Below are 25,191 nucleotides of genomic sequence, written 5' to 3'. Positions count from 1 at the left end.
GCAAACCAACGGGGCTGAGTGTGTGATGGGCGTCACAAATCGTGACGCGTGGATTGGAATGCTTAATCGGTGCAGCGTCGCTCCTGCCAGGGCCTATCTCGAACAACCGGTTTCAGGAGGGGCGCGATTGCCCGACCGTAGCGCCTTCGCCCATCGCTTTCGCACGCAGTTGCAACTCAGCCTCGCCCCTCGCAAGCTTGGCCAGCATTTCCGCATTGCGAACGATCAGGCGTCGATAGTCACGTTCGATCACCTCTCCGTCGATAAGAGAACGGATCGCGCGCGATACTGTTTCGCGGCTCACGTTGGCCATGATCGCAATGGCCTGCTGGTTGGGTAGATTCTCGATTGTCAACAGGCCGCCTGCACTCGTTTTCATGGATGCCTCGAGCACTGAATAGACCCTGGCGTAAGCGCGCGTCAGACCGAGCATCGACCGGTAATTCGAAGCCTGGCGAATCGTGCGGCACAGCCGTTGCAACAGCGCCTCCACCACTGCGGGATTACGGTAAAACAGTGTTTGCGCCTGATGCTTCGGCAAAAAGCCGACCACTGATTCCGTGATCGCAATGATCGAAGCCGAGCGAGGACCGCCGTCGATAATCGACAGCTCGCCAAAATAGTCACCCGGCTCGACGAAATCGAGTCCCACCTCGCGGCCGTCTTCCGACAGTGCGATCACCTGCAGGCGGCCGGACATCAACATGAGTAGCGATGAACCGGCGTCGCCCTTATGAACGACGAATTCCCGCTTCGAGAAGCGGCGATAGCGAATGTGGCGGCTGGTCTCTTCGATGACTTCGTTCGCAACGTTGCGTAGCAGCTTTTGTTGTTTCAAGAGATCAATGGCCTTTAATGGGCCGTCACTGATCCTTTCTTCTTCGGTCGACATCTCTCTCAATTGTAATTTGCTGACTCGGGCACGCAGGACGATATGCGTATCGAGCGCTGGCATCTGTGACGGCCGTCACATCCTAATTACAAAATTTCGCTAATCATTATCGGATTATTCGATCGCAGTGCCGTGAGGATCTCGGGGAAAAGATCAGATGCAGGAACGCATACTTCGAGGGGGTCGTTCGGCCGCATTGCAGTTCGTTGTTTGCACGGCGTTTCTTGTGCACCATGACGCGCATGCGGAGTCCGCGACGATTGGCAATGCAGTCCTCGTGATTGGACAGGCGTGTGCACAACGCGCGCAAACGTTTTGCACCCCGCTTGCCAAAGGCGCCTCCATTGAGCAGGGCGACACCGTCGAGACGGGCAAAGATGGCTATGTGTACATCACCACGGTCGATCACGGCTTTATCAGTGTGCGACCCAATTCATCGCTGACGTTCGAACGCTACGAATACAACCCGGCCGATCCACGCAAGACGGTCATCAAGCTGTCGCTGACGAGGGGCATGGTGCGCGAGATATCGGGTACGGGTGCTCAGGCCGCGCGCGACCACTATCGGATGAACACTCCGGTCGCCGCGCTCGGCGTGCGCGGCACCGATTTCACCGTGTTCACCGACGAAAACGTGACGCGCGCAGACGTGCTTAGCGGCGGCATCGTGATGACGCCGTTGGGCGCCGGCTGCTCGGCGACGGGCGTGGGTCCTTGCGAGGGCTCGGCTGCGGCACAGCTATTTGCTGGCAAACCGAACGAATGGCTGCAGGTGTATCGCGGCAGCGCTCGCCCTGTCGTAATCGACTCTGGACCGTCGCGGGTGATGTCCGAGCAGGCAGCGGCCGAGTTGAAGAGCGAGGAAAACAGCGCTCGCGCGGCGACCGCCCAGGCACCGGTCAGTCCGGGCGTTGCGCCTGCGGAGTTAAGCTTCCCGCTGACGACACCTCCCCCCGCCGATCCGCCGACGCCGGCAGCACCAGCGGTACCCGTCGTCGACCCAGCGCCGGAGGCGCAGATCTTCTGGGGACGCTATAAGTCGCTGGGTTCGTACGGCGCGGACACGACGTTGACGGCGCTGGTGCAGCAAGGCAGCGAGCAGGTTAGCCTGACGGGGACGGGGCCTTTCGCGATGACCCGCGCGCCGCAGACGGAGATGGTGATGCCCACCTCCGGCAACTTCAAATTCGGGCTTCAGGCGGCGCAAGCGTTCGTGGTCAATGCAATGACGGGCGCGGCGACAGAGGCGCAGATCAGCAATCCGCTGCTGTCGATCGATTTCGGCACGCGTGCTTTTCAGACGAGCATGAAGCTCAGCGCAAACGGCGCGAGCTATGCGATTTCGGGAAGCGGCAGCGTGACTCCGGACGGCAAGCTCGTCAGCGAATTCGGCGTTTCGCGGGCGCTCGTCAGAGGTGTGCTCGCAGGCAAGAATGCCACGCAGGCGGGCTATCTGTTCACGCAGTCTCTCGGCGGGAGCAATGCGGCCTATGGAGCGACCCAGTGGTCCCGGTAGCAGGCCTTGGCACGCTGGACCAAATTCGCCTCACGATATTCGCCCTGATCTCACTGCTAGGCTGCTTGCTGGCGACCGGAGCATGGTCGCCTGAACCATATAGCCGGCTCGGCTATGCGCTCGACGACTGGCAGCAGAAGCAATTGATCACGGCCGCACCGGACCCGCGCATCGCTCTCGTCGACATCGACGAGCGCTCTCTCGATGCGATCGGGCCGTGGCCATGGCCACGCGCCGTGATGGCGCGGCTCGCGCAGACGCTGTTCACGCGTTATCACGCGAAAGCGGTCGGCCTCGACATCATGTTTCCCGAAGCAGGACCGGACGACGGCGATCGCGCACTGCTCGACATCGCGCATCAGTATCCGCTCGTGTTCGCGCAGGCATTCGCGCTCTCGGAGGGAGCGGGGGCGCCTCATGCCGGGCATGTCGGCGGCGCGCTGCCGACAGGCACGCACGTTGCCCATGCGCCGGTGGCGTCGGGTTTCGTCGGAAATTTCTTTAGTGATCCACAGGTCTGCGTCGGGCATGTGACACCGCACGCCAGTGTGGACGGGGTGGTCCGTTCCGTCGCCCCGGTGATCCAGTACGCAAACGCCGTCTATCCGATGCTCGCATGGCAGTTGATCCATTGCCGCAATGCGAGCACTTGGCCGCTCGCATCGCTCGCCAGCCTGCCGATTGACTCGCAAGGCCTGATGCATGTGCCGTTCCGGCATTCGCTTCAGTCGCTCGACGTGGTATCCGCTTTCGATGTGCTCACGCAAAGGGTGCCATCTTCCCTGCTGGCGCATCGTTATGTGCTGGTCGGCTCGTCGGCGCTCGGGCTCACGGATCACGTCGCATCGCCGATCGAACCATGGTTGCCGGCGGTCATCGTGCATGCCGAACTGCTTGGCGAACTGCTCGATCTGGGCTCGCACGACGATACGCAAGCGCAGGCGGCATGGCTACCGATCGTCTGGGCGGCGTGCTCGATCGTGATCTTCGCGGTGCTGTTCCGCCAGCAACGCGCGACGATTGCGCTGGTGTTGATCGTCGTGACGACGTCATTGTGGCTTGGCCTGCTGGCTTCGACACGCAGTGTGCCCACGCAACTGGCCGCACTGCCGTTGATTCCCGCGGCGGTGTTCCTGCTGGTGCAGGCGCCCGTCGAGTGGATTTATTCGCAGGCGGCGATGCGATCGTTCGAGCGTCGCTTCAGCCACTATTTGCCGCCGACGGTGCTGCGCGAAATCATCCGCGAGCGGGGACTCGCGACCTTCAAGCCGGAGCGTCGGCAGATATCTGTGTTGTTCGTCGATATCGAAGGCTACACGCGGCTCGCCGAGCAGATGCCACCCGAGCATCTGCTCGCGATGACGGAAGTCGTGCTGACGCGTCTGACCGGCTGCGTGCACGACACGGAAGGAACGCTGGATAAATACATGGGCGACGCACTGATGGCATTCTGGGGCGCTCCGCTCGCGCAGCCCGACCATGCGGATCGCGCTCTCGATTGTGCGAGCGCGATGCTGCGCGAGTTGGCGGCGCTCAATCATAGTGGGCTGGCTGTGTTCGACGGTAGGACGATTCGCGTTCGCATCGGCGTGAATAGCGGACCCGCGGTGGTCGGTGAAATCGGCTCCAGCTCGCGTAAGTCCTACACCGCGATTGGCGATACGGTCAACGTGGCGTCGCGGCTCCAGGAGTATGCGAAGACGCTCGAAGCCACTTTGCTGATTGGCCACGAAACTGCGCGGCAGAGCGAACGTCATCGCCTGAAGACCTGCTCTCAGGTGGCACTGCGCGGGCGCGACACCGCAGAATGGCTTTATACGATGCACGAAGGCGATACCCATGCGATTCATTGAGCGGCGCATTCACGCGCTGCCGTCGCGTGGTTCATGGCGCGCAATCGTCGGAATGGCGCTGCGTGCGCTCGGCATCGTAGTGATGAGCGCACTGGTATCTCACGCAATGGCGCAGACCCCGGAAAGTCTCTTCGATCAGACCATCGATGAAGATCTGCAAGCGCAGGCCGAGGTTGCGATCAGTGACGGAGATCGCCAGCGCGCGCTATTGCTGCTGAATGAAGTGGTACGGCGTGACCCCCGCCAGGCAGGCGCGCTACTCGATGCGGCGATTCTGTATTGCCAGCTGGGGGAGCGCACGCGCTCGCTAGAAACGCTCGCGCGTATCGAAGCAAAATACGACGTGCCACCCGCCATCGAGAAGCTGATCGTCTTCTATCGCGCGAGCGCGTGTACACCGAGTGGCCCGCGGCCGCAGTTGATCGCGAGCGTCGGAGCGGGCGTCACGTCGAACGCGAATTATGGACCGTCGAATCCCGTCGTGAATTTCGCGCCCAGTGCGCCATTCGGTTCACGGACCCTCGAACCCGAAAGCCTTGCGCACGGTGACCAGTACATTGAATCGGCGGTGCAGGGCGAGTTGCCGATTTCGTCCGTGCCAGGTCTGGCACTGCTCGCTGGACTAACCAATCGTCAGTACCGCAGTCAGCACAGCTTCGACCAGCGCTCCGCCACGATCGGTCTTGCCGACAGGACCAGTGTGATGCATGGCGAGCTTTATAACCAGCTCACCGCAGACATGCTGTGGCTCGGCACGCGCGTCTATCAGCGCGATATCGGCTGGCACGCGAATTTTTGGCTGCCGCCGTCGGCATGGCGGCCGATGCTCGCGCGCGGCGGCCTCGATTTGACGGTGCTGGATTCCGCGTATCCCGGCAACTCGCTCTATGACTCGGTGTATGTCGAAGTGCGTGCGGCGGTCCAGGCTCGCATCGGCGAGCGCGCCTCGGTGCAACTATTCGTCGGTCCAGCATGGGACAAGCCGTTGAACGGACGCCCCGGCGGATCGCAGCACGGTTATTCAGCGTGGCTGTCGGCCGATTACGACATGGCCCTTCATGGCCAACTCGAAGCAGTCTTGCAGCAGCGAACGCTGATCGACGCGGATGCGTATGACCCAGTATTCTTCGGCACGCTGGGCCGGCACCAGACCATACGCGCGGCATCGCTGCGCTACACGTATCCAATGCTGCGCGGCTGGTCGGTGTATGCCCAGGCATCGGCAGGGCGGGTCTCCAATTCGATATCGCTCTTTGCGTACTCCGTGTACAGCGGCTCGCTCGGTCTGTCGTGGAAGTACTAACGCGACAAGCGCCGCGCTAGTCGCTAAAATAGATCTACTTCACCGCCAGGTTCGCGCAATGAAAAGTCCGATCATAATTTCTGAGTCGAATACCGCAACTAGCCAGGACCAATCCGTGTGTCTGGAATGGCAAGGGTTCCAGCATCAGTCGTATGACTCGGTCGACAATCTGCTGCGCGAGTTCACGCATGCCGCATCGACCCATGCAACGAACGAGGCCGCCGCAGTCGAGGTCACGGTGGTGGGCCAATTCGATGGCTTGCTGCCGCTGAGTCACTACCTGTTGTAGGGCGTACCGCTGGCCGCGGATACGCCTTTCCCATACCCCTCTACGCCAGCACCTGCGCGAGCGACTTCGAGTAGGTCGCGGCGATCGCGGTCCAATCTCCCTCTGCTTCAACACGGCGGCGCGCATTGCGCGTCATCGCATCACGCTCCGCCTGCGTCAGTTGCAACATCGCTTCAATGCCATCGGCGAAGTCGTTGGCTTCTGCGCACAGGTATTCATGGCCGGCGCGATAGCCGAGGCCGCGCGCCCCAAATTCGGTACTCACCACCGGCAGACCCACAGCAGCGTATTCGAGCAATTTCAGGTTGGTCCCTGAGCCGGAAACTACCGGGTTCAGGCCCAGGTCGCTGATTTCAAGCCACGTGGCCTTTTCTGCATCGCTGACCACATCCACGAGACCGACGTTGGACGGCAGCTCCCAGGTCTGGACTGAGTGGCATACCGAACCCAGCAATACGAAGTGGACCGAAGGCAAGCGCGTGGCTGCTTCGACGATCAAGCGCGCGGCATCGATGTTCGGGCCGTGCGCGCTGCCCATGAAGAGGGCCAGCGGATGCGCGACACGCAGCGCCGCGCGGCGGCGCTCTATCTGCGCCCCTGCGCGCAACCGCGTCGCCGCGACGTCGATGCCGTTGGGAACGACGATCATCTTCGCGGCATCGCCTGCCGTCCCGTAGAGCTCGCCCATGCGTTCGCGATCCCGCTCCGAGCACGCGGTGACGAGCGCCGCGTCGAGTACGGCACGGCGCTCCAGCGCAAGGACCTGATCGACGGCCCAGCGATGTGGGCCGTAAATGTCGGCCTTCAGATCGGCTTCGACATTGTGCGCTTCGTAGACGAAGGGTTTGGACGTGACTTCGCGCAATGCGGGCATTGCGTACGGATGAGAGCAAACGATCAGGTCGGCGCGTCGCGCGAGTGCGTCGATCGCCTCTAGCCATTCGGGGGCCGTGGTTGGATGCATGGCGGCCGCGATATCTTCAGCGGAAGCGCCTAGTGAGCGTTCGAGCTGATACTCGGCTTCAGTGAATTCCTGAGACTTCGGCACCAGTTCCTCGGTAAAGCCATCCGCGAGATTGCGCGTACCTCGCATACCCACTGGCGCCAGATTGACGAACTGCACGTCGAAGTGCTCGGCGACCCGTTTGTACAGCCCATGCAGGCGCAGCTTGCCGCCACTGATCACCGGGGTGATCGGATAGGTATTGAGCACGCCAAGCACCGGCTTCGTCCGCCTGGTGACGATCGCCGGGGCGGCGACTGTTGCTTCGGCTACCTGGCTGTCGGAAGCCACTTGTCGGCCGGCCGCGAGCAGCGCATCGCACAGCGTGGTCCAACTCAGATACTCAACGCTCTTGCGCCCGGCCAATCCCATATTCCGCGCTTCGGCAAGATCGCCGCAAACCCGCCGCAACGCGCCGGCGAGCGCAGCCGCGTCCGGTTCGACGACCAGTCCCGAGCGCTGATGCTCGATCAATTCGAGCGGACCGCCCGAATCGGTAGTGGTGATGACCGGCTTCGAGGCCAGCATCGCTTCGAGCGTGATAAGCCCATAGTCTTCATCACGCGGCACGAACGGCACGCAGACTGCGCGCGCATACTCCTGCGCGAGCTGAACATCGGTGATGCGTCCGAGAAAATGAATGCCGCGATGACCCGCGGCGGCCGCGCGCAAGCGCGCTTCATCGGGGCCGCTGCCGGCAATATGCAGTGGCACCTCCACCTTGCTCTGCCGGTAAGCCTCGATGATCAGATCGATACGCTTGGCCGGGTCCAGACGGCTGGCGCTGAAGATGGCTTCCTGCGGGCCAGGCGCGAGCCCCTTCAGACCGGTCGGATGATGATGGACCGCGACTTTCACGCCGGCGGGGAAATAGCCCTCGCGCGCCGCGACCACCTGCGAAATCGCGGCATAGTGAACGATCTTGTCAGGCCGCATCGCGATCGCGTCGAGCAGACGTATCACCGCGCGCGTGACGGGCCCTGGGAAAGCCCAGCAAGCCGCTTGCGGCGCGCGCTGCCACGCTGCGTCGAGCGCGTCGAGCAGTTCGTCGAGTTCGAGGTTCGCCGCATCGCGCTTGACGAGCGCGTCGACGATACGCGCCGGCATGCCGAGCGCGACCAGTGGGTCGGGTTCGAACTGCGTCGGCATAGCCGATGGGTAGCAGTCGTACAGGCCGCGCAGCGTGTGCTGGAGATACACGACGTGATTGCGATGTCGAATCGCCCAAGCGGGGTACTTGGTGCTGATCACCATGTCGAAGTGATCGAGATCCAGTCGCAAGAACTGCCGATAGCTGGCCAGCAGTTCGCCCATGTTGCCTTCGCGGGTTGGCAGTTTCATCAGTTCCGCCACGATTCCCGGCCGTGCGTTCAGCGCGTCGAGCAGGCCCCACCACAGGTTCTCAGCGCCGCCGATCACAAAGGGGACCGGGCTCGGCGCGACAATCGCAATTCTCATGGGAGATCAGGTTAGAGAGGTTGGGTAAGCTGCTCGATCACACCGCGCCACGAGATGTTCGCCGCCCGGTAGGCTTCGAGGCCGCGCACGCCGGCGTCGGCAGCCTTGCGCGGATGTTGCGCGAGCCAGTCGAGGCGCTGGGCGAGCGCCTTGGCGTCGGGTGGCTCGATCCAGCCAGTTTCGCCGTCACGAACGAACTCCAGCGGTCCGCCGGAGTCGGTGCAGGTAATCACGGGTTTCGACGACAGCATTGCTTCGAGTGTGATGTATCCGTAGTCTTCATCGAAAGCCGGAAACACCACGGCCAGCGCGCGTGCGTAAAAGGCGCGCTTTTCTGCCTCGGTCACATGTCCGATCAGCGCGACGCGGCTACCCACGTCATGTTGTTCGATGAGCCGGGCAAGCACCTCGCGCTGACCGCCGTCGCCTGCCAGCAGGATCTTCAGCGGCGAGTGCATATGACGCGCCGCTTCGATCAGCAACGATTGCCGCTTCAGCGTTTCCAGGCGACTCGGGAAAAATACATACGGCAAAGCCTGTTCGCAGCGGAACGACTCCGCGTCTGCGGGCGGATGATAGAGCGGCGTCGCTTCGATCCGGTTGAAGTCGCGCAAGCGTTCAGCGACACGCCGCGAATTCGCGAACACCAGGTTCGCGCTCGAGAGCGCGGCGTTGTCGAACGCGATCACCTGAGCGCGCAGCTGCTTGAGTTCAGCGGTTGCCTGCGCGGCATCGTACAGTTCATAAATCGCGCGATGCTGGTGCATGACCCATACCCGGTGATTCGGGTGGCTGATTCCATAGCCCGGAAATTGCAGGCTGATCACCTGATCGATCGTGACGCCGTTCGGACGGATGAAGTCGAGCGACTGCGCATGTTCCATCGCTCGCGCGATGTCCTTTTCCGGCGAAAAGCGAAACGGCAGACGCAGCAGCTCCACCTCATGTCCCGCCCGCTGCAACTCACGGACTACGCCGGCAATGTGATACGAGGCGCCCCCATGCATAAATGGCACCATGTTCGCGGTCACCAGAATCTTCACGCTGGCGCTCCTGCCGCGGTCCGTTTGCGTCCGTGCACCGCGAAGTCCTGCGGACCGCAGAGATGGCCGTTGACGCGCTCGGTCAGCGGATCGTTGCCCGGCACCTTCGCTTCTTCCGGGTATGGGCTGCTGCGAATGATGTCGATCGCTTCGAAGTGGTGATACTTCAGCAGGAACGTAATCGCACTCGGCGTTATCGGGTTGCGGTGCGTGAAGTCGTGATAAAACGTGTGACTGCCAACCAGTATGTTCTCCGGGTTCGGCGTTTCGAACAGGACCGAACCGCCTTCCACCAGCACCCGGTAGCTTTCCTGCACGAGCGCGAACAGATAGTCGAATGGCAGATGCTCGATGATATGAAAACCGGTGACCGCGGCGACCGAGCCTGTCGGCAAACTGCGCAGATACTTCAGTGCGTCCGTATGGCGGGCGTCGAAGCCTTGCGCGACGCAGGCTTTGACCATGACCGGGCTGACGTCGATACCGATTGCGTCGTGGCCTCGCTCGCGCACATACGAGAGCCATTCCCCCCGGCCGCAGCCAATATCCACGATCTGATGCGTGAGTCTGCCCGCGCGCGGAACATTCGTTGCGAGCCAGTCGTCGTAGATCGCCAGCTTCGCGCGCACGTTCTCACGCGTGCCGCGATTGGCATCTTCGAATGCAAGGTAATAGGCGTCGATTATTTCCGGCGCCACTGCGAGGCCTTTGCGAAACTGTACCTGCAGATCGTCCACGCGTCGTGATAGTTCTTCGGACCGCGCGGCCTGGCGCATCACGGCACCGACAGTATTTTCGAAGCGGCTCCGCCACGCGACCAGTGAACGGGAGAGCAGGCGCCGCGCATAGACGCCGTCGGCATATCGTCCGACTCGTGACGCCAGCGCGCTGAGTCCCGCATGGCGCAGCACCCGCTGCGCGAGCGTCACGCCAACGCCGAGGCGAAGCCCCGGCACCTGCACGCCAGTGCGCCGCCCTTCTTCCGACATGCGCAGCTTCGCCAGCAGCACGAGCCGGCTGGCGCCGTTCTTCAGTTGACCGACGTAATTGGCCCGGCCGGCTGGATCGGACTCGCGGCGTAACACGAGCCGATAGGCGCCATCGACGAAAACCTCGTCCTCGGCAAGCATCAGCTGTTCGATCGATGCGGGAGCGCAAAGGCCGGCGAGATCCAGTTCGGTTCCGGCGGGCGATACGGCATGCGCCAGCGCAGCCATTGCAGTTGTGTCGCTCGGGCCGGCATGGGCAGCTGCTTCCGCCTTGACACGCGCAATCAGATCTTGAAGTACTGCGTTGGTCATGATTCTCGTAACGTGGGTTGTTCCAATTCCCGTACAGGGTATTGAGCAAATTGCGCCGGCACGTAGCACAGTCCGGAGAAGGGCACATGCTGAAAGCCGGCGATTTCGAAAGTCGCGGCGGCGTCCCACCAGTGCTGGCAATCGTGCACGTGGGTGTCGTCAGAATGCAGGGCGACCGTGATCGTATATTTGCCAGGCGCGAAATTCAGCGGCAGCGAAAAGCGGCAACAAACGCTATTGCCGGCGGAGAAGTGCGCCTGCTTGCGCAACAACGCGGTATTGGTGCCGAACACGTCCTGGCCAAAACGATCGCGAATCAGAATGCCGACTGATAGCTGGGCGTCCTGGTCCGACTCGCATTCGAGGTCGATCGTCACTTCTTCACCGGACGCAAATCGCATGGCCGGCCCGAAGCGACCTGACAGCACCACGTTGCGCACGCGGGTGCGCAACGCACCGTATGATTTCGGCGTCGACTGGTTGGCTTGCGGCGCGTCGCTATCGATGCCCGCAATCAGCCGGTAATAGATCTGCGCGGCTTCTTCCGGCAAGCCGTCGTGGACGACTTCGCCGCCCGAAAGCAGGATGGCTCGATCGCATAGCAGCTTCACGGAATTGATGTCGTGCGACACATACAGGATCGAGCCACCAGCGTCGCGAAACTCGCGAATGCGCTTCAGACACTTCTGTTGAAAGCGCGCGTCGCCGACCGCGAGCGCTTCGTCGACGATGAAGCACACCGGGTCCGCATGAATGGCCACCGAGAAGCCGAGCCGCATGATCATCCCGGACGAATAGGTACGCAGCGGCGCGTCGATGAACTCAGCCAGTTCGGAAAAGGCGACGATCGCGTCGAAACGTTGTTCGATCTCTTCGCTCGTCATGCCGATCAGCCGCGCATTCACCGCGATGTTCTCGCGACCCGACAGCTTGCCGTCGAAACCGGTGCCGAGTTCGAGCAGACCCGCAATTCGCCCCCGCCGCACGATCGACCCGGCATCGGGCAACAGCACGCCACTCACGAGCTTGAGCAAGGTCGATTTGCCCGCGCCGTTCTGGCCGAGCACGCCGATCGCCTCGCCTTGTCCCAGTGAGAACGAAACGTCCCGCAGCGCGGCATGCACGCGATGCCGCGGCTTGCGGGAAAAGCTTTCTATCAGGCGGTCAGCGGTGCGGTTGTAGATCTTGAAGCGCTTCGAGAGCCGTTCGATCTCCAGAACTGGCGGACCGTTCTGCGCGTGTGTCGTCACAACGTATCCCTCAGTTCAGATTGCAGACGGGTCAATAGCAGGCGCCCCGCGAGCAGGCTGAGCACCGCAGCGCCGAACAATGCGAGCAGCTCTTTCGGCTGCGGGTATTGATGCCATACGATGATCGCGTGCACCGAGTCGATGGCCCAGAAGATCGGACTGAAGTGCAATCCCTTCGCGGCCCACGGTGGCAGGATCGAAGCGAGGTAGACGACCGGCGTGAGCCAGAAGCCGAATTGCAGCACCACGTTCAGCACGTTCTTGATGTCGGGAATGAACACGTCGAGTGTACCGAGGACGATGCCAATGCCATACGCGAACGCGCTCAGAAGCAGCGCAACGACCGGCAGCATCAGCCATTGCATGCCGATCGGATGACCGATGACCAGCAGGAACATCGCGAAGAACGCCATCGTGATCGCATATACCGCCCACTCGGCGAGCACGATATGCAAGGGCATCAGCCACAGATCGACGCTTATCTTGCGGATCAGATGCGCCTTCGAGCTATAGACGGGGGTGAGCCGGTTCAGCAGGTTCGCGAACAGGTTCCACGTGAGCAGGCCGCCGATCAGATAGACGGTGTACAGATAGGGATCGGCATCCGCGCCGATGCGCGTGCGCATGAATTGGGAAAACACCGTGCTGAACAGCACCACGAAGGTCAGCGGCTGAATCAGCAGCCAGGCGGCGCCCAGCGTATTTTCCCGATGCCGGTCGATGAGATCCTGACGCGACAGCAGGAGGACATGCGCGAGGCTTGTTCTTAATGTATGCATGAAACGGATTCGAGGTGGATCGCGGCGCTCGTCGGAACCGGCTTCGTCAGGCGAGTACCTGCCGGTAGACGGCGAGCGTTTCCTCGGCAGTGCGCTGCCAACTGAAGGATTGCGCACGGGCGATGCCGGCCGTGATCAACCGCTCACGCAACGCGCGATCGTCGATCAGCACCTGCATCGCTTCGGTAAATCCTTCGACATCGGTCGGCTCGCGCATGATGCCGGCATCACCTGCCACTTCCCGAAGCGCGTCGGCCGTCGAACACAATACCGGCACGCCAGCCGCCATGCCTTCGATGATGGGTAACCCGAACCCTTCATAGACGGATACATAGACGATGGCGAGCGCGCCCGCGGTCAGCAGCGGAATGTCGTCGTCTGACACATAGCCGAGCTTGCGCACGGAGCCTTCACGCAGACCCGGTTCAAGTGCGCGGTGCAACGTGTCCGTCAGCCATCCTTCGATGCCGATCAGCACGAGCGGGAACTGGCGCCGGACCTCGGCCGGCAGGCGCGCATGCGCGGCCAGCGCGGTTTGCAGATTCTTGCGTGGCTCCAGCGTGCCCACGGCCGCGAAGTAATGGCCATGTGCGAGACCGTGGCGGCCCAGTACTTTACTGGTCGCTTCGGAGGAATATGGCTGGAAACGCGTCGACACGCCGTTATACACGACCTTGATCTTCTCGGGCGCGACTGAAAAGCAGGCCTGTAATTCTTGCCGAACGAACTCCGATACCACGATGACCCGATCCGCGCGTTCGAGCGCGCGCGGAAAGTTCGCCCGCAATAGCGCGAGACGTTGGGCAGGGTGGTACTCCGGATAACGCACCCACGAGACATCGTGAGCGGTGATCACTGTCGGCCCGCGAAAGCGGAACGGAATGAAGTTCGGATCGTGATAGACCTGCGGAGCACGCCGCCGCCGGATGCCCGAATCGAAACGATACTGCTCGACGTGTGGCATGAAACGGTATGCGGAGGGCAAATACTTGCGCGCAAAACGTTTGGCACCGGCTGCCGCGATGGTGCGCCACGACTTCGTTGCTCGTGCATCTCCCGCGGCTGGCGCTGTCGTGCCGTTCTCATGCGACGAAGACCAGTGCGTGCCGTAAAAGAACCGCACGCTATGTCCCCGATGGACGAATTCGCGGGCCAGATTTGACGCGTACTGGCCAATACCCGTAAGCGGCGTGAGTAAAGCGCGCCCACCCATTGCGATGTCGAGCTGAGCGTCGGAATAGTTGTTGTCGAGCAAGGTACTGTCTGCAATAAGGATTCTGGGAGCAGCGCAAGTATCGGGTTTGTTTTCGCGAATAGATGTGACGGCCGTCACATTTCACGCGCAATTGATCGAGCAGAATGAGCGCCTTCAGAACGGACCGACGCACGGGGTGTCGGCCAAAGAATGACCACACTAGAAGTGAATCGAGAGGCGTTGCGAGACCGGCGTAACGAGCAAAGATGACCAGTAAAGTCAGAGTGCCGTCGAATGAAATCATTCAGGCGTTGTTAGGCTACCGCCGCGTGTTTCGCACGCTAGGCGCATTCAGCATGCTCATCAATCTGTTGATGCTCGTGCCGTCCATTTACATGCTGCAGGTATATGACCGCGTGCTGCCAAGCCGTAATGGCGTCACGTTGGCGATGCTGACGCTGATGATGCTCGGCATGTACGGGTTCTCGAGCGTGCTCGAATATGTGCGCAGCTTTATCGTGATCCGCATCGGCGGCAAGTTGGACATGCACCTGAACAGCCGCGTGTATACCGCTGCGTTTGAAACGAATCTCAAACAGCAGGGCGTCAATGCGGGGCAGTCTCTCAATGACCTGACCACGATCCGGCAGTTCGTTACCGGCAATGCGCTGTTCGCATTCTTTGATGCGCCGTGGTTCCCGATTTATCTGGCGGTTATCTTCATCTTCAATGTCTGGCTCGGCGTGTTTGCATTGGCGGGCTCGGCGATCCTGATAGCACTGGCAATCGCCAACGAACGTGTTTCACGTCGTCCGCTGTCGGAGGCGACCAGTTTGTCGATTCGCTCCACCGCACTCGCCACCGCGAATCTGCGCAATGCCGAGGTCATCGAGGCGATGGGCATGCTGCCCAACCTGATGGCGCGCTGGTCAGTCCTGAATGCGGGCTTTCTCTCGCGCCAGGCTGAAGCGAGCGAGAAAGCGGCGCTGGTCGGCAATGTCACGAAGTTCTTCAGGCTCTCATTGCAGTCCCTCGTACTGGGGATCGGCGCGCTGCTCGCGATCGACGGCAAGATTTCTCCGGGCATGATGATCGCAGGTTCGATCCTGATGGGCCGTGTGTTGGGTCCGCTGGAAATGGTGATTTCGGTCTGGCGTCAGTGGAGCGGCGCTCGCAGTGCTTACGACCGCCTCGTCGAACTGCTCAAGAACAACCCAGTGCGCCGTATCGGCATGACGCTGCCGCCGCCGACCGGACGGCTGACGCTCGAAGGCGTGAGCGCAGCGCCGCCGGGGATGCGTGTGCCGGTGGTGCAGGGCCTGTCATTCACGATCGATGCCGGTGATGTGGTCGGCGTGATCGGACCCAGTGCGTCCGGGAAGTCGACGCTCGCACGGCTGATGGTCGGCGTGTGGCCTGCCGCGGTCGGCACCGTGCGGTTGGACGGCGCGGACATCTATCAGTGGGACAAGGATCAGCTCGGACCGCACATCGGCTACCTGCCGCAAGACATCGAACTGTTCGGCGGATCGATCGCGGAAAACATTGCACGCTTTGGGCAGATCGAATCGGAGAAGGTCATCGAGGCGGCGAAGCTCGCCGGGGTTCACGAGATGATTCTGCGTCTGCCGCAAGGCTATGACACGTTGGTTGGCGATCGCGGCGCCGGGCTCTCCGGTGGGCAGAAGCAGCGCATTGGTCTGGCGCGTGCGCTGTATGGCAATCCGTCGTTCATCGTGCTGGACGAACCGAATTCGAACCTCGACGAGACCGGCGAGGCGGCGCTCAAGCTGGCGATCGAGCGCTTGCACGCAGCCGGCAAGACCGTCGTGCTGATTACGCATCGGACCAGCATCATTGCCGCTACGACCAAGCTGCTGCTGCTCGTCGAAGGCCAGCTCAGGATGTACGGGCCCACCGCGCATGTGCTGGCGGCGTTGCAGAATGCGCCCGCGAATACGGCGGCTGCGCAATCGGCTGCTGCAAAAACGACCGCGACGGCTCAATCCGCCGCTACGGCTCAACCTGCCGCCTCAAACCCGGCTTCGTCCAACCCTCATCAGCCATCCGACGCTCAAACAGCGGATGCGGATGCCACAGTCTGACCCGCAGATTTTCCATGGTTAATTCCACAAGCAAGAAAGCGGCGGCGCCTGCCATCGAGGTGCTCGGCACCGGATTGCCGCCGGTCGTCAATGTCGATGAATCGCGCTACGTCAAGATTGGCTGGACCGTCGTACTGGTCGGCGTCGTAGGCTCGTTGCTGTGGGCCGCATTCGCGCCCCTCAGCAAGGGCACAGAGGTTCAGGGAACGGTGGTGGTGGCCGGCAATCGCAAGACCATCCAGCACCCGACCGGTGGCATCATTCGCGAAATCCTCGTTCAGGATGGCGATCAGGTGAAGGCCGGGCAAGTGCTCATCAGGATGAACGACGTGCAGACGCGCTCGCAGAACGCGACCATCCGCTCGCAGTACCTGACCGAGCTCGCCACCAAGGCGCGCCTCGTCGCGGAGGCGACCAATGCGAAGACCATCGCCTTCCCGCGTGAGTTGACGGACGGTGTCGCCGCACACGATCAGGAGGCCGAGGCCGACGTGCAGCTGCAGGAGCAACTGCTGAGCGCGCGCCGGCTGGCACTGAAGGCGTCGATTGGCGCGCTGCAGGAGAGCATCGCCGGATACCAGGCGCAGCTGGCTGGCGAAAACGACGCGCATGCTCAACGGCTGCTCGAGCACCAGGCGCTGCAGGACCAGTTGACCGGCGTTCGTGAGCTGGCGATCGAAGGATATGTGCCGCGCAGCAAGCTGAAGGACCTGCAACGTCAGGAAGCCGTGCTGAACGGCGAGATCGCGCGCCAGGCGGGCACCGCCGGGGAATTGGCGAGCCAGTCGGCCGAGGCGCGTCTGCGTATCGCACAAGCGCAGGAAGACTATATGAAAGAGGTGCGCACGCAGTTGAGCGACGTGCAGCGTGACACCGAGGCATTGCGTAGCCGGCTGGACGAAAGCGAATTCAACCTTGCCAACAGCGAGGTCCGTTCCCCGGTTGACGGCACCGTCGTCGGGATGAGCGTCTTCACCGAAGGCGGCACGATCGGCCCCGGCGCGAAGCTGATGGATGTGGTGCCGACTGGCGAACCGCTGGAAGCGGAAGGGCACCTCGAGGTGAACCTGGTCGACAAGGTTCGCACGGAAATGCCGGTCGACATGATGTTCACCGCGTTCAACCAGAACACCACCCCGAGAGTGCCCGGCACGCTGACGTTCGTGTCCGCCGACCGCCTCGTGGACGAACACACCGGCGCCCCGTACTACAGGGTGCGCGCCAAAGTGACCGAGCAGGGCATGAAACAGTTGCGCAAGCTGGATATCAAGCCGGGCATGCCGGTCGAGATATTCATCAATGCAGGTCAGCGTTCGATGCTGAGCTATCTGCTCAAGCCGATCTTCGATCGCGCACACACTGCATTCACGGAGGACTGAAGTGCAGCGCGTTTTTTCACTTCGGTCGTCCAACGCCGGTTCTACCGGCACGGCGCAGGCCGTTCCACGCCTGCGCACGTTGTTGCTGGCGATGTCGGTTGGTGCCGCAATGATCGCGCCGCGTCCAGCGCTTGCGCTCGGCCTCGTCGATGCGTACGAAGCCGCGCTCAGCCATGACCCGATTCTCGCGGGCGCGGCGAAGCAGAAGGAAGCCGATGATGCGAATGTCGGGATTGGTCGCTCGTATTTGTTGCCCAACGTTTCGGCGAATTACGCGCGATACCGCGACATTACCGGTACGACGTCGTATGTGGGTCCGCCGTATGGCGTCGTTTCCGAACATCAGGTCTACGGTGCCTATTCCGAAGGCGTTTCGCTGCGTCAGCCACTGATCAGCTTCGAAGGCATTGCGCGCTATCGCTACGGCAAGGCAATCGCGCTCGCCGGGGACGCGACGTTCGACGATAGCCGGCAGGATTTGCTAGTGCGCGTGTTAACTGCCTATACGGATACGGTCTTCGCGGAAGATCAGTTGTCGCTCGCGCTCGCGCAGAAAAACGCGTTCGATGAACAGTACGCCGGCAATCAGGCGATGTTCAAAAACGGCGAGGGGACCCGCACGGATATCCTCGAAACGAAATCGAAAGCCGCGCTGGCAGCGGCCGATGTCGCCGACGCCCGCGATAGCCTGGATAACGCTGCGCATGCGCTCGAAGCGCTGACCGGTTTGCCGGCGTCGCTCGATGTCGCGGGTCTTGACCGTCTGAAGGACGACTTTCAACCGGTGCTGCCCGAGCCGCTCAGTTTCGATCATTGGCACGATATTGCGTTGGAAAACAACGCGAGGTTGATTGCTGGCCGACACTCAGTTGAAGCGGCGCAGCAAAAGATGAAGATCGTACAGGCGGGCTTCTATCCGCACGTGGATCTGGTGGCGAGCGTTGGTCAGAATCAGTCGACCCAGACCAATGCGATTGGTACTCGCTATCTGACCAAATCGGTCGGTGTTGAAGTCACGATACCGTTGTATTCCGGTGGACTCGTGCGCGCGTCGACCCAACAGGAGCAGGCTAATTACGAACGTGCGCAATTCGAATTGCAAGACAAGACCGACAAGGTGTTGCTCGACCTGCGCAAACAATACAACCAGTGCGTGAGCAGCATGACGCGCATCGACTCCCTCAAAAGCGCCGTCGAATCCGCGGTGCTGCAGATCGTGGCGACCCGCAAAAGCGTTCAGGCGGGCGTGCGCACAAATGCCGACGTATTGACGGCTACACAGCAGCTGTATTCGGCCAAGCGCGATCTGGCGCGCGCGCGTTATCAGTTCCTGCTGGCAGATCTGCAACTCAAACACGCTGCCGGGATATTGACCGAGCAGGATCTGGTGGAGATTGCGCAGTCGTTCGTTCCACCTGCCCAGGCGGCGCCGCTCGCCAATGCGGTGGTGCCGACAGCGCGGGTTCATTGATCGATACCGTGCGCCACGCCCGATCACGTGTGGGCGTGGCATTGGCGTGGCGGTTCTCTTCACCTATTTTTACTTAAGGATTGTGCTGGCACGCACAATCTTGTTTGGGCATCTGCACTAAATTAGGTGGCATCGTGGTCCGGCAGCATTTCCAATTGCCGAGTGCCGCGCAATCTCACCGAAACAGATCATGAAGCCCGATTCAATCACAAAGCGAAAGGCCACAAGCGGCAAAAGACTCGGTCTGCGACGCTGGATCGTGGACTGGACCATCGAGCCGGTTGCGGCCTCAGGCCATATCAGCCTGTCGTTATACGTGGCGGGCGAGTCGGACGACAACGTTGGCTCGTCGACCACCCGGCATTTTCTGCTCCGACAGGATCGGTTAAGCGAATTGATCGATGCGCTGAACGGGACGCTGCAGCATTCAAATGCCAGCCGCCTGCTCGAAGAACAGGCGCGCGCAGCGGATCCTGCCGTGGGTCATGACGCGGACACTGCCGGGGAGTTTGCAGAAAGGGATCAGCCGGATTTGACGTCGAATCACTTCTCACTCGGCGCTTATGGCCTCGTGGGTAATTGACGGCCGCGGCATGCGATTTCTTTAGAGTCGTGCTTGATTTTAACGTTTGCGTGTCGCATCCCGCAGTGTTGGCTGTTCCTTCCGTTTGGCAAGGCCGGTTCTAGCCGGAGAGGGGAAACAAGCGCTCATGCGTTACCGCGCCCAGCGCTCGTATTCTTTGCAAGGCTTCTTTAAAAGCTCTTTCCCGCATCAAATGCCTCTTTCTCAGGTCTGAGTTGCGCAGAAAAAAAGCAACTCTATCGCCGAGTCTCCAACTATTTGCGCTTTTGTGCGCGCCATCACAATTCGCGAACAACCCGACGTTGAAAATCCCCCTGCGTTGTAGCTTTGTGGAAAACCGTCGGGTGATTCAAGTCCAATGAATCTGACGCGTCGACTCCCTAACGGCTCATGACGTATCACACATGTGTTGATATTCGTACTCTATCGGAGAAGAATCAAATGGCTGCAGCACAATATTACGAAGAAGTACAACAGGCGTATCTGGCTTATTATGGCCGCCCGGCTGACCCCGCAGGTCAAGAATACTGGGCAATGCGGTTGGACAACGCCGGGGGCAACCTGAGCTCGATCATCAACGAGTTCGGTACGTCGACTGAATCGACCGCCCTGTACGGTGGCTCGAACCTGGCAGCGCAAATCACCGCGATCTATCAGACGCTGTTCGGCCGTGCTCCTGACGCCGAAGGTCTGAACTTCTATCAACACGGCATTAACACCGGCGAATTCACGCTGGCTTCGGTCGCACTGAACATCTACTACGGCGCGACGGGCACCGACAAAGCTCAACTGGATGCAAAGCAGGCTTACGCTGACGCATTCACGAATGCTCTGTCGGCATCGGTGTCGGCGCAAATCGCCTACTCGGGCAAGACCGCTTCGGACAATGCTCGCGCAGCCGTTGCAGCCGTGACCGATACGGCTTCGGAAGGCACTGCAGCCGCGCACCTGGAGTCGACGCTGGCGAACATCAATGCGGGCGCTGTTGGACAGACGGTTACGCTCACTACGGGTGTGGACACCATCACGCTGACGGGCAACAACAACGTCGTCAACGCAACGCCGAACTCGACCGGTCTCAACACGCTGACCAGCCTGGATTCCATCAGCGGCACGGGCACCGGCAACACGCTGAATATCGTTGATGGACATGCGGCTGGTGCTGGTTACCAGTACACGATTCCGACTGCTGCGAACATCGGTGACATCGCAACGCTGAATGTCACCACAAATGGCGGCGTGAGCATCAACACGGGTTCGTCAAATGTTGCTGCACCGACGGAGACTTCGATTGCGGGTCTTACCGCCCTGAACGTGACGGCGGCCGACTCCGCAAATGCTGCTGTCGTTGGCGCTGCTGATACGACCAACGTCACCCTGACGACTGGCACGGCGGGCGCGGCCACTATCTATGGCGGCGCGGTTGACACCGTTACCGCAACGGCAGCCACGACGGTTCAGGTCATCGGTGCAGGTTTGACTGCTGTTACCGTTAATGGTGATGCGGGTGCCGTGACCATTGACAACCAGTCGGCAGCAGGCGCGACCGGTGCCGGCACGACGCTGACCTCTGCAACCATCAATGGCAATACCGCCCTCGCTAACACCGCTGCGATTAAGGGTATGGACATTGCCGCTGTTACGCTCGAGAACTTCACCAACACGGACACGGTTACCATCACCAACGGTACCACCGGTTCGCAATCGCTGACGTTGAACGTTTCGAATGTTGGTTTCGCCGCAGACGGCACGCAGGCCCTCACGACTGTTATTGACAGCACCGTGACGAACCTGACGGTCGATGCAACCGGCAAGAACGACGTCGTTCTGACCGCCGCTGACGCGACCGCACTGACCATCACCGGCTCGGGCTCGCTGGTCATCGACGCGACGTCGACCTTCGGCACGCTGAAGACCATCGACGCGTCGGCCAACAGCGGTGGTGTCACGTTGACCGACGGTGTCGCTGCTGCGAACGTGACCGGCGGCTCAGGCAACGACGTCGTAACGCTCGGCGTGGCAAACGTGACCGGCACCATCAACCTCGGCGCTGGCAACAACACGCTGCTGGCTGGCTCGGGCTCGCTGTCCAACACGGCGGTGGTCAATGGCGGTACGGGCGGCGTCAACACGATTTCGGCTTCCCTCGTGAACGCTGGCGACGCAGCCAACATCAGCAACTTCCAGGTGCTCGACGTTTCGGGCTTCGGCAACGGCGCTGGCAACGGCTCGCTGGACGCATCGCTGATGACGGGTTCGACCGTTTCGGGCGTTTCCATCAGCTCGGCAATCACTAGCGGCGTCGCTACGTTGCTGAACCTCGGCGCAAACGTGACCGTGACCGACACCTTGGATGCGGCTGCAGTGGTCGGTAGCAACGACCTGGTGTTGTCGCACGCTGGCGGCTCGGGCACGCTGACGGTGGACTTCGCCGATTCGCTGAAAGCGCACACCAACGGTGTCAACATCGACTCGTTGCAATCCACGGGCGATACGTCGATTGCACTGAGCTCGGCGGGCGTCAAGGGTGCAGTGAATTCGCTCACGGGCCTTACGGAGACGGACAATCACCTGACGACCATCACCATCACCGGTTCGAACGCGTTCACGCTGGGTGGTGTCACGACGGACAGCGGTATCGCTGCAGCGGCTTCCGCTACCAAGACGGCATCTCTGCTGACCCTGATTGATGGCTCGCAAGCAACCGGTGCTCTGACCATCACGGCCGGTGCTAACGGCACGCCGAGCGCCAACAACACCATCACCTACACGGGTCTGACCATCAAGGGCGGCATCGGCGGCGATACCATCGCGAACGACGCGTCGAATGGTGTGATTATCGAAGGTGCAACGGCTTCGACGCACACGAACCATTTGACGCTGGGTGCTATCGGTACGACTGCTACCGGCGGCAGCATCAACGACGCTGCATCGGCTGGTGCAGACGTTCTAACGTTGAACAACGCAAGCAGCTCGGCGACGCTGGGTTCGGGTACGGGTGTCACCGTTACGGTCAATGACGTCGCGGCAACGCACAATGTTGCGGATGCTGTGACGTTCGGCAGCGGCACTGCCACGGTGACGGACAAGCTGACGTATCAAGAAGTCGCGTCGGCAACGTCCGCCTCCACCGCCGGCAACATGCTGACGCTGAACGGTACCCTGCACGGCGAAACGCTGAGCTTCGGTAACGCTGTGGCGGCAGGTACTACCCTCGGTGCTGCCACGTCGGTTGCAGCTGCACAGACCTTCGACCAGGCCGTGTTTGCAGCAGCTGGCACGGGCGCGGGCGCTGTGACTTGGTTCCAGTATGCTGGCAACACGTATATTGAAGACGTTGCCGCTGCGGCTACCACCACCACCGCAAACGTCGTGAAAATCACGGGTCTCGTTGACCTGTCGCACACGGCTATTACCGCCGGTGCAGCGGGCGTGGGTCACATCACGTTTGCCTAAGCTGACAGTTCTGGACCGCTCCTCGTGAGCGGTTCCGGATAAGACGCTTGTTTGACTGCCCCGCCCCTCGCAAGAGGGGTGGGGTTTTCCTTTCTTGGATAACTAAGCAAAGTTTTCCGGCCCTCTCCACCGTGCCAGGCTGCGCCCGACCCGGCGGAAAGGGTCGGCTTCATGAGATTCAAGGGTTTTTGACCGCCGTCGCCAGTATTCCGGGGCGTTTGCGGGTATAAAAATGCAGCGTTTGTGGCGTCTGGACGAGCACACGCCTCCGCGTTCGCGGATATCGCACAGCTCCCCCACAGGTGGTAACGCTAGGCTAAAACGGTATCGCCGGTTGCGGCGGCAAATCGGGCCTTGGCCAGCCCGAGCGCGAACGACACGGTTTTCTTCGTCGCGAATATCCATTCGGTCAACCGTGTGCGGACCTCCGCGACGACGGTTGCCACCGAGCGCCACGCATATTTCACCGAGATTTCGCCGGTATCCCGGTTCGTCCGTGAGCCGACCTCCACGCGTTTTCGAACGCGCTCGATGAGCGTCACGCCCTTGGTGCGCTCGATGGGCTCGCCATAGGCATTCACTGCCACTTCGGTGAGCCGTCCAATGCTGCGGCGTGGGCTGTCTTCGGTCGGCTTGCCACAGGCGGCCAGCCCGCCCAGCGCGAGGATGAAGCCCTTCGCGTCGCCACGCTGGCCCGCGCCAGGCGCGATGCGGCCTTCCTGGTCGGAGCCCCGTGCGAGTGCCCACAGGCGGCGCAGTTCCGGATGCTCGGGCGCTTGCGACAGGCGGCGCAACTCGTCCCATGACGTGAGACATTTGGCGACGCCGAACAGCTGGGCGGCATTGATGCCCCAGAGGCTTCGGAACGCATCGACGCGGCGTGCCGTGAACCGCTTCTTTCGTTTTTCTTTCTTGGTGGCTTCGTTTTCGATGTCGGGGAAGAGCCCCACCTCTTTATCGAGTTGCTCGCCGGCCTCGACGGTCGCGAGCAGGTATTTCATGGCGTAGCTCGGCCCGCTGGAAATCGAGCGGTCAATGCGCGCAAGGTCAACCTGCGCGCCCTCGTTCGCATGCGTGAGCGGCCGACCCGCGCCGACACGCAGTTCGGCGGGCGTGTCAAAGATGCGGTCGTCGTCGGTGTTTTTCTCGCCGCGCAGGCTTGGCGCGCGCACCTTCAGCTTGTTCGGGAAATAGCGCATTACCGTGGCGAGAATCGTGGTTTCCGCATCGGGCCGGTACAGCAGCCACACGTGCCAGTGCGGGCAGCCGTCTTTGTGCGGCTCGACGACACGCAGCCCGGAGATGCCAACGCCGGCACGGTGGAGGTCGCGCAGAATTGATTGCCAGCGGCTAGCCATCGAGCGGTGCGCTTCGCGCGGCGATGCGCCGTTCCAACTGTGCTGGCCAAAGCTGGGGTTAGGGTGCCATTCGGGTTCGAGCGTCAGCGTGAGCATGGCGGCAGCCAGTCCCTCATCCTGCGCAATCGAGTCTGCCGCATTCACAAACGTGTACAGCTTCGCAAAGCGGGCTTTCGCCGAGCTGGCAACCTGCTCCAGCGTCAGTGGTTGCTGCTCACCGTCGTCGGGTACGAGGTAGCGCGGGATGAGGACGGTGTCCTTCATCCACTGCTGTTGCCGACGCAACTGGCTGCGACGTGTGGCGAGCTGCATGTCGGAGACATACGCCTCGGCACGCGTGCCGACCAGACGCATGCGAAGAAAAAACTGCTCTCGCTCGCGCAGCAGACGGGTGCGAATCGTCCGTCGCCAGAATCGCGCGTCGTTGACCCGTGCCAACCTGCTCGCGACGGACTTGCCGGGCACGGTGCCGCCGAGCAGCCCTTCAGCCCATTCGAGCTTGCGCACCCCGGGCAGGTTGTGCTTCGCGTAGCGTAACGCGAGTTCGCGAATATCCTCTTCTGTCGCATCAAGGTATTTCGCGAGACGGCCAGCGGTACCGGTCAGGCCGGCACGATAGTCGCCCAGCGCCTGCGCGACCGCCTTCAGGCGCGGCGCGTGACGTTGGGCGAGTGATTCGGGAATGTCCGCGAGCGCTGTCCACGGCGAATCCTCGGGAAACAGCGGCGAAAAGACCTGCGCCAGGAGGTCGTGTTCGTGTTCGGCGCAGGCATGCGCAATCAGGGCGTCGACCCCGGAGGTCGAGCGGAGTGGGTGGGGCATTACAGCGTCGCATCATCAAAGGAATACGACGTGTAGCCACCGGTTTATCGCCCTGAAAAAAGTTGCCCGGCGATGTACGCGAGTGCCTATACATTGATGACGCGAGTGCGTCGCCTCAAGGAGGGAGCGCCCCGG

The 25,191-nt window shown here is 61.6% G+C and carries 17 protein-coding genes; 9 read left to right on the top strand and 8 right to left on the bottom strand.

The window, feature by feature from the left end; genetic code table 11:
- Positions 1 to 112: 112 nt before the first annotated feature.
- Complete coding sequence (locus AB3X94_RS20035) at positions 113 to 955, bottom strand: Crp/Fnr family transcriptional regulator (RefSeq protein ID WP_368594135.1); 843 nt, start codon at positions 953 to 955, stop codon at positions 113 to 115.
- Between the two features lie 163 nt (positions 956 to 1,118).
- Between AB3X94_RS20035 and AB3X94_RS20030 the strand changes: the two genes are divergently transcribed.
- The 4 genes from AB3X94_RS20030 to AB3X94_RS20015 all read left to right on the top strand — a co-directional run bounded on the left by AB3X94_RS20030 (position 1,119) and on the right by AB3X94_RS20015 (position 5,853).
- Entirely contained in the window at positions 1,119 to 2,408 is a 1,290-nt protein-coding gene (locus AB3X94_RS20030; RefSeq protein WP_368612467.1) for a FecR domain-containing protein, read from the top strand.
- Positions 2,396 to 4,261: a CHASE2 domain-containing protein gene (locus AB3X94_RS20025; RefSeq protein ID WP_368612466.1), complete on the top strand. Its 1,866-nt coding sequence runs from the start codon at positions 2,396 to 2,398 to the stop codon at positions 4,259 to 4,261. The genes AB3X94_RS20030 and AB3X94_RS20025 overlap by 13 nt, the downstream gene beginning before the upstream one ends.
- Entirely contained in the window at positions 4,248 to 5,564 is a 1,317-nt protein-coding gene (locus AB3X94_RS20020; protein WP_368612465.1) for a tetratricopeptide repeat protein, read from the top strand. Before AB3X94_RS20025 ends, AB3X94_RS20020 begins: the two co-directional genes overlap by 14 nt.
- Positions 5,565 to 5,679: 115 nt before the next feature.
- On the top strand, positions 5,680 to 5,853 hold the full coding sequence (locus AB3X94_RS20015; protein WP_176107370.1) for a hypothetical protein: 174 nt from the start codon (positions 5,680 to 5,682) through the stop codon (positions 5,851 to 5,853).
- A gap of 40 nt (positions 5,854 to 5,893) precedes the next feature.
- Here AB3X94_RS20015 and AB3X94_RS20010 read toward each other — a convergent pair whose 3' ends face one another.
- From AB3X94_RS20010 to AB3X94_RS19985, 6 genes are read right to left on the bottom strand one after another with little or no spacing between them, the layout of a single operon-like run.
- Positions 5,894 to 8,314, bottom strand: a complete 2,421-nt coding sequence (locus AB3X94_RS20010) for a glycosyltransferase (protein ID WP_368612464.1) — start codon at positions 8,312 to 8,314, stop codon at positions 5,894 to 5,896.
- Between the two features lie 11 nt (positions 8,315 to 8,325).
- A complete protein-coding gene (locus AB3X94_RS20005; RefSeq protein ID WP_176107372.1) occupies positions 8,326 to 9,357 on the bottom strand; it encodes a glycosyltransferase family 4 protein in 1,032 nt (343 codons plus the stop codon).
- On the bottom strand, positions 9,354 to 10,658 hold the full coding sequence (locus tag AB3X94_RS20000) for a methyltransferase domain-containing protein (RefSeq protein ID WP_368612463.1): 1,305 nt from the start codon (positions 10,656 to 10,658) through the stop codon (positions 9,354 to 9,356). Before AB3X94_RS20000 ends, AB3X94_RS20005 begins: the two co-directional genes overlap by 4 nt.
- Complete coding sequence (locus AB3X94_RS19995) at positions 10,655 to 11,908, bottom strand: ABC transporter ATP-binding protein (protein WP_368612462.1); 1,254 nt, start codon at positions 11,906 to 11,908, stop codon at positions 10,655 to 10,657. The genes AB3X94_RS20000 and AB3X94_RS19995 overlap by 4 nt, the downstream gene beginning before the upstream one ends.
- Positions 11,905 to 12,687, bottom strand: a complete 783-nt coding sequence (locus AB3X94_RS19990; RefSeq protein ID WP_368612461.1) for an ABC transporter permease — start codon at positions 12,685 to 12,687, stop codon at positions 11,905 to 11,907. The genes AB3X94_RS19995 and AB3X94_RS19990 overlap by 4 nt, the downstream gene beginning before the upstream one ends.
- Before the next feature lie 46 nt (positions 12,688 to 12,733).
- Positions 12,734 to 13,900, bottom strand: a complete 1,167-nt coding sequence (locus tag AB3X94_RS19985; RefSeq protein WP_368612478.1) for a glycosyltransferase family 4 protein — start codon at positions 13,898 to 13,900, stop codon at positions 12,734 to 12,736.
- A 248-nt stretch (positions 13,901 to 14,148) separates the two neighbouring features.
- Between AB3X94_RS19985 and AB3X94_RS19980 the strand changes: the two genes are divergently transcribed.
- From AB3X94_RS19980 to AB3X94_RS19960, 5 genes are all read left to right on the top strand, one after another.
- Positions 14,149 to 15,987, top strand: a complete 1,839-nt coding sequence (locus tag AB3X94_RS19980; protein ID WP_176107377.1) for a type I secretion system permease/ATPase — start codon at positions 14,149 to 14,151, stop codon at positions 15,985 to 15,987.
- A 14-nt stretch (positions 15,988 to 16,001) separates the two neighbouring features.
- A complete protein-coding gene (locus AB3X94_RS19975) occupies positions 16,002 to 17,366 on the top strand; it encodes an HlyD family type I secretion periplasmic adaptor subunit (RefSeq protein ID WP_176107378.1) in 1,365 nt (454 codons plus the stop codon).
- A 1-nt stretch (position 17,367) separates the two neighbouring features.
- Entirely contained in the window at positions 17,368 to 18,837 is a 1,470-nt protein-coding gene (locus AB3X94_RS19970; RefSeq protein WP_368612460.1) for a TolC family outer membrane protein, read from the top strand.
- Positions 18,838 to 19,027: 190 nt separating this feature from the next.
- Positions 19,028 to 19,420, top strand: coding sequence for a hypothetical protein (locus AB3X94_RS19965; protein WP_368612459.1), 393 nt, complete (start codon positions 19,028 to 19,030; stop codon positions 19,418 to 19,420).
- 441 nt (positions 19,421 to 19,861) lie between these two features.
- The gene (locus tag AB3X94_RS19960) at positions 19,862 to 22,876 is read left to right on the top strand and encodes a beta strand repeat-containing protein (protein ID WP_368612458.1); all 3,015 of its coding nucleotides are present in this window, start codon (positions 19,862 to 19,864) and stop codon (positions 22,874 to 22,876) included.
- 311 nt (positions 22,877 to 23,187) lie between these two features.
- Here AB3X94_RS19960 and AB3X94_RS19955 read toward each other — a convergent pair whose 3' ends face one another.
- Positions 23,188 to 25,056: a replication endonuclease gene (locus tag AB3X94_RS19955; RefSeq protein ID WP_368612457.1), complete on the bottom strand. Its 1,869-nt coding sequence runs from the start codon at positions 25,054 to 25,056 to the stop codon at positions 23,188 to 23,190.
- Positions 25,057 to 25,191 lie beyond the last annotated feature (135 nt).

The sequence above is a fragment of the Paraburkholderia sp. BR10923 genome (genome assembly GCF_040948765.1).
In the GTDB taxonomy this organism is placed as follows: domain Bacteria; phylum Pseudomonadota; class Gammaproteobacteria; order Burkholderiales; family Burkholderiaceae; genus Paraburkholderia; species Paraburkholderia youngii.
Note: the sequence above shows the minus strand (reverse complement) of the source record. Positions and strands in the feature narration are given on the sequence as shown.

Coding starts and splice junctions, on each gene's coding strand:
- AB3X94_RS19965 (WP_368612459.1), top strand. CDS start 19,028: ATGAAGCCCGATTCAATCACAAAGCGAAAGGCCACAAGCGGCAAAAGA.
- AB3X94_RS20000 (WP_368612463.1), bottom strand. CDS start 10,658: ATGACCAACGCAGTACTTCAAGATCTGATTGCGCGTGTCAAGGCGGAA.
- AB3X94_RS19990 (WP_368612461.1), bottom strand. CDS start 12,687: ATGCATACATTAAGAACAAGCCTCGCGCATGTCCTCCTGCTGTCGCGT.
- AB3X94_RS20020 (WP_368612465.1), top strand. CDS start 4,248: ATGCGATTCATTGAGCGGCGCATTCACGCGCTGCCGTCGCGTGGTTCA.
- AB3X94_RS19985 (WP_368612478.1), bottom strand. CDS start 13,900: ATGGGTGGGCGCGCTTTACTCACGCCGCTTACGGGTATTGGCCAGTAC.
- AB3X94_RS19975 (WP_176107378.1), top strand. CDS start 16,002: ATGGTTAATTCCACAAGCAAGAAAGCGGCGGCGCCTGCCATCGAGGTG.
- AB3X94_RS19955 (WP_368612457.1), bottom strand. CDS start 25,056: ATGCCCCACCCACTCCGCTCGACCTCCGGGGTCGACGCCCTGATTGCG.
- AB3X94_RS20010 (WP_368612464.1), bottom strand. CDS start 8,314: ATGAGAATTGCGATTGTCGCGCCGAGCCCGGTCCCCTTTGTGATCGGC.
- AB3X94_RS19980 (WP_176107377.1), top strand. CDS start 14,149: ATGACCAGTAAAGTCAGAGTGCCGTCGAATGAAATCATTCAGGCGTTG.
- AB3X94_RS20035 (WP_368594135.1), bottom strand. CDS start 955: ATGCCAGCGCTCGATACGCATATCGTCCTGCGTGCCCGAGTCAGCAAA.
- AB3X94_RS19960 (WP_368612458.1), top strand. CDS start 19,862: ATGGCTGCAGCACAATATTACGAAGAAGTACAACAGGCGTATCTGGCT.